Below are 16,422 nucleotides of genomic sequence, written 5' to 3'. Positions count from 1 at the left end.
TAATTTAACCAATTTTAACAATTCTATAAGATTTTTTGTGAATCAGGTAATTTTACCCGGTTAAAATATTTGACTGAAAAAAGGCGACAAGTATTGTATGTCGCCTTTTATGAAGATATTTATTAGTTTAAATATTTTTATAGCTAGTTTTGTACTGCTTTTGCTATTTTATCTTTTTTATCGGGTTTTTTGTTATAGTTTTTTAAACGATTTTCATCAATTATTTGCATAATGGTATGCAAAGCGTTATCGTCGGTGTTTTTCATGAGAAATTCCATTTTACCTTCTCCGGGGCTTTCTTCATAAAACCGTATTTCTTTGGTATAGTTTGTAATAGATTGGACTTTTTCAAGTTTTTCATTGTTCATGTTTTTAGCCATCAGGTCTTTCAACCCATCCGGATATTGCTCCCAGTCCATATTCATATACATAAATGTACTATGGTCGAAAATGCTTGTCAATTCAGTGTCCCCAACATTATCTTTCATTCCTCCTTCAGAAGCGGCTTCTACCACATTTTTATCATTGGTTACAATGAGGTTGTTGTGGTATAAACCAAAATATACTTCGAATTCGCCCAATTTGCCCTGGTAATAGTTATCCATTTTTTGGAAAATACCCTCCGGCAACATTTTATTGGTAATTTGGTCATATACATCGCTGTTATTCATCGAAATAATAGCGGAAGCGTATGGCATTACTGTTTGATTTGGAGAGCCCGGGGCTGTTGTTTGGGCTTCATCGGGCAACTTAAAACCATGCATGGCCAATATAATATCGCCTTTAAGGCTGTTTACAATTTTTTCAGCGCTAAGCGGTGCATTTTTATTGGCCTGGTCCAGCATATTTTTGTATGATGGAATGTCGTTGAGCCATTTGTATATGTCATCAGGATTCAACCCAAAGCCAAAAGAGAAGTAGTTGTTTTTTGGTAAATACCGGAGTAATTCCGTGTCAAACTTCCGCGAGAATTCGTAGTCTTCCAGAATAGCCTCTATTTCTTCATTAAATGTCCACTTGGCGGAACTTATAATGCCTTCATCTTCGAAGTTTACATGTGCATGTAAATAATTGCCATTGGTTTTGAATGGAATTTGACTCTTCAGCATAGCCGCTTGAGGAGTTTGGGGTAGGGCATCGCTGGCCAGCCAGAGGTTGAAGTCCTTCTTATCTTTTTTAAATTTGCTGAAATCGCTGTGCGAAACAATGGCATCTTCACTGGTTTGGTTCATCAGCGTTTTAATGTAATTGAACAGTTCATCTTCATTAGCTCCTTCATGCATTACCATGAGCATTTTATTTGCATCAAAAGCAAGCATCATCTCTTTTTTGGTAATGTAGTTTAAACCTTCTTTTTTGGTTATGACCATTTTGTTTTTCGATTTCTCCATTAAGGTAGCGAGAAAACGCTCAAAATCTTCGCTGTTCCTGATGGACATGGTCATTCCCAGATAAGGTGCCTGGTTGAGGTCTTCTATAAACATGAATAAGTCTTCGCGGTAGCGCAAACCTGTTTTTAGGGGATTACTGATGACCTCCTGCAGATATTCATGTAATTCAGGATTTTCCTCGCGTAGCTTTTTCATCATTTCACCGTAAAAGGCATATTGATCTATATCATAAAGCTGGGCCTTTTTTGCAGTGCTGAATAAATCTACAGATCCAACCACATGTGCCGAAGCGGGAATTGTATTCAGATGCTGATCCGGCCTGGAACATGAACTGAAGATTCCAATTGCACTTATGATTATTAGTAAAGAAAGTAATTTTGTTGTTTTCATTGCAGTAAAATTTTTAAGTTTTGTGGATTATAAAATTACGTAAATTATATGCTTTTGCAAAAATATGATAACCGTGGATTTATAAGGTATTTAAATAAAAGTGGAGAATAATGCGGGTTATGTAAGACCAGATTTAAGATTAAAACTGTATGCCGGCTGAAGTTGTTCAGAAAATTTAACGCGTTTCATGATGGTTTTCCAACGGTTTTGTGAAGGTTTTTCAAAACTAAAATCAATCAGGAACCTGTTGAATCCCTGCTTCCGGAACGTATTAATCTGATGCGTAAATGATACGGGCTGTTCGGGGTAAATGTAGTTCAGATTATCTCGTTTGGCATAATTTAATTGCATGTTGGGATTATAGTCGTCGAACAAAGGTTTGCGCGGGTCTAATTTAACCGGCATGCGCGAAAAGAAAAGCATCGGTCTGAAATATACAGGCATGATTCCATCTGAATGTGAATAACTTTTGATGTTTTCCAAATCATTCTCCAGGGGCAAGGTGTACAAGTTAATATTTTCGGCTTTAATATTGCGAATGGCCGCATCATTAAAGGTATACACGTTTTCATTGGCAGCGAGGTAATCTTTTGGGTGAAACAATAGTTTTTGTGAAAGGTGACTGATTACGAATTTTTGAATGCCTTTTTGTTTCATGTCTTTTATGAGGTTTTGCCAACGATCCAAAGCATCTTCAGGAATAAATCCCGGTAGTTCAATAAAAATCTTGTGCATATTTTTCCTGATAAATGGCACATCGGTTCTGAGTGCCTTATATTGGCTAAAAGGCAATTTCAAAAATAATCCTTCAATCTCAGGGAATTGTACCTTTTTAATCCAGTCAGGTTCATTAATCCTCACAAAAACCTGGTTTCTGTTTTTATTTGCAGGTTTACCCTTTTGGGCTTTTATTTCATTAATAATTTGTGATTTTACCCGTGGGTTCACCGGCTTTAGCTTGGTGTTAACAACCGGTTCTTCAATGCTTTTTATCTTTCTGTCTTTTTGCGATGCAAGAAAAACCTCATCTCCTTGTGCATATTTTCCAGGTGCGTTTTTTTGAATTCTATATTCGTCGGCAAGGGATGTAAATTCATTTATTTTGAAAGCCGTTTGTGAGCCGTCCCTGTGCACAATTCTTAAGCGGTCTCCTTTTTCCAGTTTTTTTGTGGTATGGATGGAGAGGTGTGCTTGTTCATTTTTAATAATTTGCCCGAGATGCAAGCCGGTAGCGGTATGGTCGGTTATAGCTTCTGATACATTTCCGGCCTGGAAATAACCTGTTTTGTCCCTTCCCATATCCATTTCTAACAGTTTCGCAGCTTCTTCGGTTTCTTGCCCCTCGCGTAGTACCGTTTTATAAGCTTTTGCTACATTAAGCACATAGTTGGCCGATTTTAATCTGCCTTCCACTTTAAGCGAGCTGATATTTAGTTCCTTTAGCTTTTGAATGTGGTCCAGCGACTGAAGGTCTTTAAGGCTGAAGGGTGTTGCTTTCTGTGGATTGTGAAAAATTCTGCGGCATGGTTGTTTACATAAGCCACGGTTTGCACCCTGCCCGCCGGTAAAGCTGCTAAATAAACACATCCCGGAAAACGAGTAGCACAGCGCCCCGTGAATAAACACTTCTGTTTGTATGCGGCTGCTTTCAGTTACACTTTTTAGTTCGGCCATGGTTAGTTCTCTCGCCAGAATAACACGTTCGAAGCCTTTGGTATGCGCGTGTTTTGTGCCAATGCTATTGTGGTTGCCCATTTGGGTGCTGGCATGCACTTTAAGGTTTGGAAAGTACTTTTTTATTAAGAAATATACGCCCCAATCCTGAATAATAACGGCATTGGGTTGTAATTGGTTGAGATTATTGAGTGTGTCTAATAGCTGGCTTATTTCATTGTTTTTAATAACTGTGTTGAGTGTAACATACACCTTGATTTTATGCGCACGGGCAATTTGCAGTGCTGAAGCCAGTTCCTGCCATGAGAAATTCTGAGCCCGGCCCCGTGCGTTGAATTGTTTTATTCCAAGATACACAGCATCGGCACCACCCACAATGGCTGCTTTAAAGTTTTCCATGTTGCCGGCAGGCAGTAGTAGCTCAGGAACGGTCGAAGTGTTTTGAGGCTTCTTTTGCATTAATTTTTTGATATTTCAATATAATATTCAATGCTTCGGTTGTACGTTTTTTCAGCGTCTTCGGGGAAATAGCAAGCCGGCAACTCTCCTTTTTTATGGTGGTGAGCTATGCATTCGCAGCATAGCCCTTTTCGGCTGCAAGGGTAGGTGCAATTGCACATTACCATATTTTTATTTTTTTTACAATCCATACACAATTATTTACGTTACTTACAAGTTACAAATATGTAAAATAATTTACCTTTGCACGAAAAAAATAAAATATGAAGAAGATAATAATCCTACTTATTCTATCAGCTTTTGTTGGCTCTGCCTATTCCCAGTCGTCATTGCCACAGGGCTCAAAAATTCCGAGGGAAGGCAATATTTACATGAATTTTGGATTTGGCGTTTCTTCACGGGGCGTGCCTTTTTATGCGGGTGCAGAAGTAATGGTTCACGACGAAGTATCTGTAGGAGGGGCGTTTAGCTTTCGCAGCCAAGCCGAAAGTTATGCAGGTGATACCTGGCAGCACAGAGCTTATACCATTGCAGCACGTGGAAATTATCATTTTAATAATTTATTGAAAATCAGAGCGCCTTTCTTGTTCTACGCCGGAGCATCATTAGGTTTTATTTCTGTTTCTACCGTATTAAATTCCGACAATGACGGAATTAATTACGAAGGAACAAGGGGTTCAGAATTATATTTTGGTATTCAAACAGGTGGTAGCTACTTTTTTAACAATCACTGGGCAATCAATGCAGAACTGGGTATTGGCAATGTAATGGGATTGAAACTTGGTGCCACATATTTGTTTTAATTTTTTAATTAATATTTTTTGCACAAAATATATTTCCATTTGTTTTTATTATTGAAATATTTTTAACTTGCAACTATAATTAATACTTTAAAGCCTATTGAAGTTGTACCACTAAAACCTGAAGCAATTCAAACACACTCGTGTAAGCAAATAGCTAATTGTAATTGAATAAAACCATTAATTAAACGTTCCTTAAAAAAGAACACACTATCAGACCTTAAAAAACCAAAATGTAAAATGAAACGACAAGAATCACTTCGCCGCAAAGCCGGGGCAGAGTTTGATCGGGATAAAAAAATCAGAGATCCCCGAAAGAGTAAAAAGAAACAAAGTCGTAAGGTGTATCAGGAAATTGAAGAGTGGGATGATTATGAAGAAGAACTGGCAAGATTACGACAAAAAGAGTCATTGGAAGATTACTTCGATGATGAAAGCGAAGATTAAAATTAGGAGGGGGGATTTGTTTCCCCCCCTTTTATTTATTACCTTGTATCTTTATCACTAAAAATTTTTCTTATGACATTAAAAAGTATCAATCCATACGATGGAAGCTTAATTGCTTCTTACGACCAGGTATCAGAAGAGCGACTGGAAGAATTACTCGATAAATCTGCATCTCAGTGGGTTGAGTGGAGGGCAACGCCCTTTAATAAGCGTAAATCACTATTGGAGGAGACTGCTAAAATACTTCGTGAGCGAAAGGAACAATATGCTTCACTTATTACCCGTGAAATTGGCAAAGCCATCAACGAGTCAAGGGGCGAAATAGAAAAATGTGCCTGGGTATGCGAGTATTATGCAGAAAATGCTCAACGCTTTTTAATATCAGAAGAAGTTGCCACAGAGTATTCAAAAGCTCAAATCGATTATCAACCGTTGGGCCCGATTCTGGCTGTAATGCCATGGAATTTTCCGTTTTGGCAGGTTTTCAGGTTTGCTGCACCTAATTTAATGGCAGGAAATGTGGCTATTTTAAAACATGCCAGTAATGTTTCAGGCTGCTCACTCGCTATTCAGCAATTACTGCTCGACGCCGGGTTCCCGGAAGGAACTTTTATAAGTCTTTTGTTGCGCGGTAGCGAAACCACCAAACTTATTAGCGATTCCCGCATAGCAGGTGTTACAATCACAGGCAGCACAATGGCCGGTAAAGCGGTAGCTGAAGCTGCAGGTAAAAGCATCAAAAAGTCAGTGCTGGAGCTTGGTGGAAGCGATCCTTACCTGATTTTGGAAGATGCTGACATCGACCTTGCCGTTGAAAAATGTGTAGCTGGTCGCCTGATGAATGCCGGTCAAAGTTGTATCGGGGCCAAACGTTTTATTGTTGTAGCATCGGTATATGATGAGTTTGTTAAGAAATTTATTGCCAAAATGAAAGCTGCCAAAGTTGGTGATCCTGGCCAGGAAGATACACAGGTTGGACCGTTGGCTGGCAAACAGTTTAGAGAAGAATTACATTATCAGGTAGAGCAAAGTGTCGAAAAAGGCGCTGTGGTAGAGTTAGGAGGTAAAATTCCGGAAGGTAAAGGTGCTTTTTATCCACCAACTGTGCTCACTAATGTCACTAAGGGTATGCCTGCTTACGAAGAAGAACTTTTCGGACCTGTGGCATCTGTAATAATGGTAGCTGATGAGGATAAGGCCATAGAAGTTGCCAACGACACCAATTTTGGATTGGGCGCAGCTGTTTTTACAACTGACCTTAAGCGCGGTGAACGAATTGCCAGTGATTCTATAAGAGCAGGGGCTGTTTTTGTAAATGATTTTGTGAAAAGCGATCCGCGATTACCATTTGGTGGTGTTAAGGAGAGTGGATACGGACGCGAATTGTCGTTATATGGCATTCGGGAATTTATGAACGTTAAAACAATCATCGTCTCTTAACATGTTGCACTTTTAGTAACTTAGGTCCTTATAAAAAAAGTTGCTTTATTCCATTACTTGGTGTAATTTTCACTCTTGAAAATGAAGCCAGGAATCGTTATCATAATACTGCTGTTTATTACCACCTCATTGTTAGGGCAAAATGTTCGTTTCGAACAAATTACAAATGAGAGTGGCAGGTCGTTGGGTTTTGTTTCCGGCATGGTGCAAGACAGTACGGGATTTATGTGGCTGGCCACACGCAATGGTCTTTACCGTTACGATGGCTATTCGTACAGGCTTTTCAGACACAACCGGAAAGATTCTACTTCCATACCCTACAACGATTTAACTTATTTATACTTAGACAGGGACGAAAACCTCTGGTTACGACATTACAACCGGCTTTTTGCTTTACAAAATGAACAATTAACAGACAAGTTTCCGTATGTGACGGAAAATACTTTTGATATTAATACCCGTATTTTGCAGGATAAATTTAAAAATTACTGGCTTGGCCCGGTGAAAGACCAACTTATCCGGTATAAGAATGAAACCACCATAGACACCTTTACACTGGCGCAACAGCTCATACATCCGGGTGTGGTTAAATGGTTGTCGCAGAATAGTCCTGAAAAAATGGTCACTGACCACCGGAAAATTAAAATCGACGAAAAGCAATATTACCTGATTGTGTCGTGCGGAGAGGGTTCTGATGGCGATTATTACGATTACGGTACAATTCTGAAAAACGGCGATACTATTTTTGATGCTCAAAAGATCTTTCATGCAATCAACAAAGAAAGTTTATTCAGGCTGTCGGTAGCGCTGGTGGAGCTCGAAGCTGGAGAATATTCCGTTTATTTTGAGTCTGATGGGTCAAACTCCTTTAAAGATGCCATAAATCCCGTATCAAAATATGGTATTGCTTTATATCCTGTAAATTACGAAAGTGAAATCGCTAAACTCGCCCAGGTTGCTTATTTCCCGGAGAACGCTATACATGCCTCGGCCATCAAAGATTTGTATATCAATAAAGAGGGGCTTTTTACATTGCTTACTGAAAATGGTATTCATGTTTATAACGGGGAAAGCTGGGAAAGTATAGATGTAGATTTCAGAAAGAAAGTACATCCCGATATTATTGAAGACGGCTACAACATGCCCCTTATTCAAAGTCGTAACGGTAATTATTGGGTTGGTACACATAAAGGTTTAATAAGAGTTTATGAAAATGGCAGTTCAGAAGAACACATTTTTTTCAATTCACCTGTGCGCTTATTCAATATACAGGAAGACCACAAAGGTCGTGTTTGGTTGGCGTCCTCCAGCGGTTTGCATCTATACAATCCCGGCAGTAGAAAGGTGATTAGTTATGCTCAAAACAACAAAAACAGACTTTATAGCAACAATGTGCGCAATATATTTGAAGATCGCTCTCATAATTTGTGGATCGCCACAAAAGAAGGGTTAAACCGATTGCGTCCGCCATGGTTCCATTACGCCGATTTGGGCATGAATAATTATGCGCCATTTCCTATATTGAAAATATCTAATGATCAATTCCTGACAGCCGGCAAAACAGGTATGATTCATTATTTTTCGACCAATGGCATTAAAAACAAAACCATTGAAATACCGCAGCATATTTTTCCGGCAGATGACTTTACCGGAGAGCCTGAATACGATATTACAGATATGTTGATTTCGGGAAACCGCATGTATATGGCTTATTCTGACCGGGTGGCTGTGTTTACCTACCCCACATTAGAATTACTCCGGTATGTGGAATTGCCCGAATTAAAAGTAGCCGGCCAATCGATAGATAATCATGCACTCTATTTAATTACCGGAGATAAAGCAATCTGGGTTGTTGCTGTAGATGCCATCTATGCTTATGATGATGCGCTTACTAAATTACAGGACAGCCTTACATTTGGGGTTACATACACATCTGTGTTCGATGTTGATAACCGCTTTGTTAAAGATATTGATCAATGTAAAGAGGGATATCTCCTAAGAACTTCCCGAAACATATTGCAATTTAATCCAGGTGAAAAAAAATTGAGTAAATGGTTTGCGTTCCCTGAATCAATTCGCCAAACATCGCAGGCCAATGGAGACATGTATATTGATTCTGCACGTAACGCAGTGTGGTTTGCTGTAATACCTGACATTTACCGGATGTCGTTAGAAAGCCATGTGGTTGACACTTTCAATGTAGCCGTAGAGGCGGACCTGGGCGATTATTACACCACAGTAACAGATTCATTGATTTGGGTGGCCTCCAACAACGGACTCATCAGGTTTAACCCCGAAAGCGAGGAGTTTGTCCGTTATAACTCAAGCGACGGTCTGGCAGCCAACAATGTAAACGGGGTTTACATCGATATTTTTCAAAATATCTGGATTACAAGCCTCAAAGGTTTGACCAAAATGAATATTGAGAGTGAGCAAACAGAGACATTCTTCCGAAGCGATGATTTCCAGGAACTACATTTTTTAAAAAGACATTACCGGCACCCGGAGTTCCCGCATAGGTTGCTGTTGCCCACCACATCGGGTTATATGCAATTCAACCCCGACTCGCTTAATCCGTTCAGGCCGCCTTTGGCGATCAGCAACATTTACCTTTTTGGAAAACAAGCCTCATTCGACAGCCTGGCGCATCAGAAAAGACTTATTGAATTGCAGCATAATGAGAATTTTATCACCTTTGAATTAGCCTCGCTGGACTATACCGAACCATCGAAGAATATTTTCCGGTACAAAATGGAAAATTTCAACGATCAGTGGATTTATACCGATGCCAATAACCGCAAAGCTCCTTATACAGGTTTGCCACCCGGCGAGTATGTGTTTGTGGCGCAAGGCACCAACAATGATGAGCTATGGAGTGAGCCATTGCGCATAAACGTAATTGTTTATCCTCCCTGGTACCGCACGCTAACAGCATACATTAGTTATGTGATTTTCATTATTCTTTCCATTGTGTTTTACATTCGTTACCGGGAGCGCAAGTTGAAGCATGAGAAAAAGGTGCTGGAACAAAAGGTGCGGGAGCGTACGGCAGAAATCAGCCGGCAGCGCGATAAAATTGCTGCGCAAAATAAAGATATTACCGACAGCATTCATTATGCCAGTCGCATACAATCGGCACTTTTGCCCAGCGATGATTTTGCCAAATCGGTATTGGATAGTTATTTTATTTTGTTCAAACCCCGCGATATTGTAAGTGGCGACTATTATTGGCTCACACAAATTGGCAATAAAACCATTGTGGTAGCAGCAGATTGTACGGGTCACGGTGTGCCGGGTGCATTTATGAGCATGTTGGGTGTGGCGTTTTTGAATGAGATTGTGGTGCGCGATAAAACATTAACTACCAACGCAATTCTTGATCGCCTGCGTGAATATGTAATTAAATCGCTGAAGCAAACAGGTGAGGAGGGAGGCTCCAAAGACGGAATGGACATCGCACTCACCATAATTAATCACGATACGCTGGAAGCGGAATTTTCAGGTGCTTACAACCCGCTTTACCTATTGCGCGATGGCGACATAGAAACCATCAAAGCCGACCGCATGCCCATTGGATATCACATTAAGGTTAATACGCCATTTACCCGCAAAGAGGTAAAACTGCAAAAAGGCGACCGCCTTTATATGTTTTCCGATGGATATCCCGACCAGTTTGGCGGAGAAGATGGCCGCAAATACATGTCTAAACGTTTCAAACGCAAAATTATCGAAACAGGTACCCTCTCTATGAGCGAACAAAAAGCAGCCCTCGATCAATCTATTGAAGAATGGAAAGGCGACCGCTACGAGCAAATTGATGATATTATTGTGATCGGGGTGCAGATATAATATTGCATTCTATTGCTTTGAATTAATCTAAGGACAGGTAATTTATAAATGTGTTGCTATCATCAAGAGTGAGTCGTAACTATTGGTTTTAAAATCCGCTTCGGTATAGGTAATTTTACCACTGGCCGCGTCGGCCACATAAACTTTGCCTTTGGCAATTTTATAAACCACCACGAAATGGTTCTCGCGCCAGTGGGCAATGCAGGGCAAAGGGTTCTCTTTTTTGAGTTTGTCAAAAGAGAGTTTCACGCCCATGGTCCGAAACCCGATGGCTTCTGCAGCATCGCTAATGCCCAGCAGGCTTACACCCTCACGGGTAATGTGGCTTTTCTCGCGCAGCGAAGGCAGGCTATAGTGCTTGCCGTGGTATGCCGCCACTTCCGATAAATCGGAATGGGGCCGCAGTCCATGGCGTCGGGTTGGAAGTAATATGGAAATTTCAACGTATTTCTTATTAATTAAAAATTATCTTTTGCAAAGAAACAATGGAGATGTTTTACAAGTCCTCCCTGAAATAATTCAAATTTGTTTTTTGAGCTTCATTTATGCTTTCTTGTTGCTTAATTCTTCTTATCATTCTGTACCCGACTCGCATTAGTGGTTTAATTGTTTTTTTTATAACTTTACCATTAGACTCAAACGTTATTTTAACCGGGTTCGAATTTGGGGGGTATATTAATTTCTTTAAAAGTTCCTCTAACTGAACATTTTTTTGTTCAATTTCTAAAAGTCGTATTGTACTGTTTTTTAATTCACTATTCTCATTAAATTGGATAAAAAAGCCCTCATCATTCTTATAGTACTTTTGAATGAAAAACTGATTAATGACACTTTCTACCCATGGTTTTTGATCCTCTGAATAGTAATAACCCACTTTTTTTAATGACCTATTTATGTGTGAAATGAATCCATTATTAAAAATATTGTTATCGATATTCGTTATCTTGTTGTTGTCCAAAAAGTTACTGATAAATTTTTCTTCACTAAAAATCCTACCATTATGAGAAATGTGGTTGGATATTGCTGTCATAAGATTTTTTCTGCCTTTTGTGGAAATAGAAATTTCTAAATCCAAACAAAACGCAATCAAGCCACCTTTATAATAAAAATCTTGAAAACTATTAAAATCTTCTATTTTAAGAATGTTTTGGCTTAAATCTAAAAGACTCTTTTTCTCTCGTGAATTTTCATCAATAGAAGAGTACATCATAGATAAATATTCAATGAACTCCTTAAAAGTTATTAATTTTGCATCAAGATTAGCTTTTAAAGCCAGGTATTCAACTACACCTTCATAAAGCCATAAATGTTTTGAACTATAATCTTTATATAATTGGTTACGAAATTTATTACTTTGAAAATAAAGGGGGGTGATTCTGTGTAAATACTCATGAGCAGTTATATGCTGAATTTTTGTCGCAAGAAAAGATGTATCCCAATTTGCTCGGAAACAATAAGTTGATGCGTTTTTTTGTTCCAATGCAACATCTCTATCAAAAACATCACTAAAGATAAACATAAACCTGTAGGGAGATTTATCATTCCCAAGAAATGAAGTGTAATCTGCTAGTACAGAGGAGGCTGAATTTATCCATTTTGCAATTAGTGATGAAGTAATATTTTTATTATCAGAATAAACTACAATAGATGCTTTGAAGTTATTTCTATTTATGTATGTGGTGTCAGCTTTACAATATAAATGAGGGTTCTCAACCAGTTCATCAAAATTATCATAATTATATGCATATCTTCTAATGTGGTTATTATTTTTTATTAAACTGTCTTTTTTCTTTAGGCTTTCGATAATTAATGTATGCTTACTATTTTTATACTCATTCAAATAACCTAAAAATGAAACAGTATTGACAATTGAATACGTATTTGTGGTTACATATTTTGTTAATACATCATAAACACTTTTATAGTTCCCTTTCTGTACATAATATTCAATTTTTTTAAGCATTTTAGAGTTTGGAATTAAGAACTCATTGTCATTTATGCTTTTGAATTCTAAAATTCTATTGTCTGATCCAAAGCATTTAAATTTCTTCAACGGTGCTGTAATATCATTATATCTGTACGTACCCGGAATGACTCTAGGGATTATAAACTTAACTGAATCTTGAGAAGGATTCTCAAAATTGTACGTAATCAATATGGAATCGCAATTCTTATCTTTGAGAGTAATTTGTACAATACCATTCGTTTGATTACTAATAAGTTTAGAGGTGTTGTTCTCTTGGCAATTTGCAAAGAGACCAAGTAGAAAAATCAAGTCAATAATTACGAAGATGCGCATATATTATATTTATTTATTTTTAACTCCGGAGAGGCTTGCTACATAATCAGAAAAAATAGAAAATCATTTTTTTATAACCTCACATTGTGGCGATTTGCCCAATTAGGAAGGCAATGTCTATTTTTGTGAAATATAAGGTAATTTACTAATGTTCCGTAATTATGCAAATGATTAATATCATATTACTTAGACTTAGGAATAATATCACACCTGACGGCACTTAATTTGTTCACTATCGTGTCTTTTACCATAATTCTGCAACTGTATTTCTACTACGCTCAATAACCAACGGTGCTTTCAAAAATTAATAAGCCATCGTCAATTGCGACATTCTGGTAGATATTTATATTGAACTTACGAGCTCACCAAAGTTAAGACGGCGCAAGGGGATATTACAGGCTAATTTGCAAATCCACATTAATTCTTACAGCTATCTCTTACCTACCAATTAATTTTTCTGTTAACGAAATTAAAAAACCGCTTTTTATTCCGTTTACTTATGCAATAAGTATTAAATTGCGTTGAGCATTTTTGCTTTTTGTAGAATAAAAATCATAGTATCATGAAAAGTATTGCAGGGATCATAATTATTTTATTAATCGCATCTGTAGCTGTTGCCCAGGTAGATGAGGATTGGGAAGCGTATAAGGAGCAGCAGGAGAAACGCGAACAGCAATATTTTAAGCAGCAGGACGAGTTGCTTGCAAAGTATGCTGAACAAATGGACAAATATATCGAGAAACTTGACAAAGAATGGCAGGATTATCTCGAGAAAAAATTCAAAGAGTTTGAACTATACAAGGAATCGCAACCTGATATAGGCCCCAAACCCGAAGAAATGCCCAAAGCTGACGATAATGCCGAGGCTGAAGAAAAGTCTGTGGAATTTAAAGAGGTTAAGCAGCTGCAGAAAAAGCCTGCAGAGGTAGAAAAACCCTTATTGCAAAAAACCGCCCCAAAGGATTTTGCCACCTCGAGCCAGTACTTTGACTTTTATGGAACAGATATTTCAATGGACTACGATCGCAGTTTTTTAAACGATTTTCCCGATAATATCTCAGAGCAGGTAATTTCTCAAAAATACGGGGAAATGTCAAAAACTAACTACAATCATCTGCTTGAGCAATTAATGACCACCAGCAATGAGATGAACCTCAATGACTGGGGGTATTACCTGCTCTTAAAAAAGGCTAGTGAACAAATTGCCGGCGATGATGCAGGAGCTGTGTTCTTACAATGGTTCCTTTTGATTAAATCTAACTACCGCACCAGAATTGCATACAAAGGCGATAACCTATACTTGTTGATTCCCGCGGCAAACAATATTTATGATGTGCCCTTCTTCACTTTCGATGGCATTAAATATTACCTGATCAATGGCGACCGGGCCAATGTGCTCACCTATGATAAAGACTTCCCGGAAGCAACAAAGATTTTTGATCTGAATATTGATCGGCCTTTGAACACAGATGTAAAGGAAGCAACTAAAAAAGTTACTTTCACCTACATCGGTGAACCCTATGAGTTTGATGTAAAATTCAATAAAAACGTGATCGATTATTACGAGGACTTTCCATTGTCAGATGCCACGGTATATTTCGATGCTACAGTTTCGGGCAATACAAAACAATCGCTTAAAGAAGGTCTGCAGCCAATTATTGCAGATAAATCGGAAAAAGAGGCAGCTTCAATTTTACTGCGTTTCGTACAAACAGCTTTCGATTATAAAACAGATCAGGAGCAATTTGGTAAAGAGAAATTCTTTTTTGCCGATGAGCTTTTCAATTACCCATATTCCGACTGCGAAGACCGCTCAGTGCTTTTTGCATACCTGGTAAAAGAGTTGATGCAACTTGATGTCGTAGGTGTTGGATATTCAGGTCACATGGCCACTGCTGTAAATTTTAATGAGGATATTGATGGGCAGTATATTAATTATAACGGTGAAGAATACACCATTTGCGACCCCACATACATTAATGCACCTATTGGTATGACCATGCCTCAGTATGCCGGCACACCAGCTGAAATATTCCAGTTGCGCAACAAATTAAACGAAGCTTATGCTGAGCGTGAGATATGGAGTATAGTGATGGACATGGGTGGCTACCGCGGAAATAACACCGGAGATATTATCACCGATGAGGATGGAAATATTTATCTTACCGGTTATTTCTCAGGCAAGTTGAAGTTTGGCCGTTACGAGTTAAATTCCGAAGAAGGCAGCAGAGATATGTTTGTGCTAAAGGTCGATAAAGACCTAAACATACATTGGGCTCAAAGCTTTGGTGGCGAGGGAACAGAAACAGGTTATGGAGTAGTGCAGGCACCCAATGGTGACGTTATTGTTACCGGCTCATTTGACGAAAGCTTTAATTTTGGTTACAAATATTTAAAAGCCAAAGAAATGCCGGATGTGCTGCTGGCACGGTTAAAGCCCAATGGCGATTTGGTCTGGGCTCAGCAGGTTGGCTTGGAAGAGATTGGTTTACAGCGTGGGTTTATGTTTACCAGCGAATTCGAATATGATGGAGACCAGGTTGGCAACCAAATTTTTAAAGAGGCAGAGCATTTCCAGAACTTTGGGTTAGCCATAAACGAAGAAGGTAATATTTACGTTACTGGTGCACCTTATGAAGTAGCAGGTTTGGCAGTGCAAACCGCATCATACGATGCTGGTGCTTCATTTTCTGCACCGGAAGTGCTCATTGAGGAGAACAGCAAGCTGCTCGAAAAAGACTACAATCCGGCCATAGCAGGTTTGTTTGCCGTAATTAAATTGTTGAACAACAGTAGTATTGCGCTACCGGGAGAGGAAGCTCAGCGCACGCTCGATAAATACAACCCGGAGTTTAAGAAACGTTCTCCGCACATTTATAAAAGTATTGGTCGCATACAGTTTATTAAAAATTCTGAGGGTATTGTAACCATCAAAACCGATAATCAGGGCGAAGTATCTTTTAAAACGCTGAAAGTAAACAACAATGCACGTTTTAAAGTATCGGCTTACAATTCAGGAAACAGCCAGATAGATGTGCTCGGCGGAGTTAGCATCGGGAAAAGCATCATTTGGTACGACCTGAATGCTGTCAAGTTATATAAAACCGGCGATATGATTATGGACTACGATGTGGACCATACACGCATTCGCATGGGTATTGAAAAAGATATTTTAAGATAAATCTTATTTAAGAGAAAATATTGGCGCATATGCTAACGGGTATGCGCCATTTTTATGTCAGTATTCGGCATATTATTTATTTACTTTTTTACACTTCGCCTCAAGCCGGCGGGCTCTTCATTTTTGGGTTATTCCCTTTAGTCATGGGCTCCTGTTTTGTGCAGTGGGGCACCCAATTTTGGCATAACCCTACTTTTTTTGCTTCAGGTCAAAAAAAGTAGGCAAAAAAACCCCGCCGCTTACAGAAAAATGCTAAAAATCCACTCGTTATGGCTAAAGTTTACGAACTCACTCCGATTTTTTAGAAAAAATCGGAGCTCAAACAGCGCAAACTTTGACACCATAACAAGTAGATTTTCTTAACACATTTTTCTTCATGCGGCTAGCTGGCAAACGTTTTACTGCTGATCAACGACAAGACCCAAGGCGGGTTGGCCAGACCAAATTGGCGGGCCAGCGCAGGGGTGAATGTTCAATGGATATAAATGGTAT

The 16,422-nt window shown here is 38.8% G+C and carries 9 protein-coding genes and 1 pseudogene; 5 read left to right on the top strand and 5 right to left on the bottom strand.

The features are described 5' to 3' along the window. Positions 1-143: 143 nt before the first annotated feature. From ACTB0Y_RS04700 to ACTB0Y_RS04690, 3 genes are all read right to left on the bottom strand, one after another. The gene (locus ACTB0Y_RS04700) at positions 144-1,781 is read right to left on the bottom strand and encodes a DUF4836 family protein (protein WP_463205646.1); all 1,638 of its coding nucleotides are present in this window, start codon (positions 1,779-1,781) and stop codon (positions 144-146) included. Between the two features lie 117 nt (positions 1,782-1,898). After that, positions 1,899-3,914 carry a peptidase U32 family protein gene (locus ACTB0Y_RS04695; protein WP_463205645.1) on the bottom strand — a complete coding sequence of 672 codons (2,016 nt, stop codon included), beginning with the start codon at positions 3,912-3,914 and terminating at the stop codon, positions 1,899-1,901. Next, complete coding sequence (locus ACTB0Y_RS04690) at positions 3,914-4,075, bottom strand: DUF6485 family protein (protein ID WP_463205756.1); 162 nt, start codon at positions 4,073-4,075, stop codon at positions 3,914-3,916. Before ACTB0Y_RS04690 ends, ACTB0Y_RS04695 begins: the two co-directional genes overlap by 1 nt. 102 nt (positions 4,076-4,177) lie before the next feature. Here ACTB0Y_RS04690 and ACTB0Y_RS04685 point away from each other — a divergent pair, with 102 nt between their 5' ends. The 4 genes from ACTB0Y_RS04685 to ACTB0Y_RS04670 all read left to right on the top strand — a co-directional run bounded on the left by ACTB0Y_RS04685 (position 4,178) and on the right by ACTB0Y_RS04670 (position 10,450). Beyond that, a complete protein-coding gene (locus tag ACTB0Y_RS04685) occupies positions 4,178-4,717 on the top strand; it encodes an outer membrane beta-barrel protein (RefSeq protein ID WP_463205644.1) in 540 nt (179 codons plus the stop codon). A gap of 237 nt (positions 4,718-4,954) precedes the next feature. After that, positions 4,955-5,161, top strand: a complete 207-nt coding sequence (locus tag ACTB0Y_RS04680; protein WP_463205643.1) for a hypothetical protein — start codon at positions 4,955-4,957, stop codon at positions 5,159-5,161. Positions 5,162-5,233: 72 nt separating this feature from the next. Continuing rightward, on the top strand, positions 5,234-6,601 hold the full coding sequence (locus ACTB0Y_RS04675) for an NAD-dependent succinate-semialdehyde dehydrogenase (protein WP_463205642.1): 1,368 nt from the start codon (positions 5,234-5,236) through the stop codon (positions 6,599-6,601). Positions 6,602-6,682: 81 nt separating this feature from the next. Further along, the gene (locus tag ACTB0Y_RS04670; RefSeq protein WP_463205641.1) at positions 6,683-10,450 is read left to right on the top strand and encodes a SpoIIE family protein phosphatase; all 3,768 of its coding nucleotides are present in this window, start codon (positions 6,683-6,685) and stop codon (positions 10,448-10,450) included. Between the two features lie 87 nt (positions 10,451-10,537). Here the strand turns inward: ACTB0Y_RS04670 and ACTB0Y_RS04665 are convergent. Together ACTB0Y_RS04665 and ACTB0Y_RS04660 are read right to left on the bottom strand one after the other, a co-directional pair. Further along, positions 10,538-10,860: pseudogene (locus ACTB0Y_RS04665) on the bottom strand (cysteine peptidase family C39 domain-containing protein); the annotation flags it as partial. An 86-nt stretch (positions 10,861-10,946) separates the two neighbouring features. Next, complete coding sequence (locus ACTB0Y_RS04660) at positions 10,947-12,749, bottom strand: M61 family metallopeptidase (protein WP_463205640.1); 1,803 nt, start codon at positions 12,747-12,749, stop codon at positions 10,947-10,949. A 562-nt stretch (positions 12,750-13,311) separates the two neighbouring features. On the opposite strand from ACTB0Y_RS04660, the gene ACTB0Y_RS04655 reads away from it, so the two are divergent. Continuing rightward, positions 13,312-15,930 (top strand): hypothetical protein, encoded by a 2,619-nt coding sequence (locus tag ACTB0Y_RS04655; protein ID WP_463205639.1) that lies wholly within the window; start codon positions 13,312-13,314, stop codon positions 15,928-15,930. The last annotated feature ends 492 nt before the right edge of the window (positions 15,931-16,422 follow it).

Source organism: Salinivirga sp., assembly GCF_055145285.1.
Note: the sequence above shows the minus strand (reverse complement) of the source record. Positions and strands in the feature narration are given on the sequence as shown.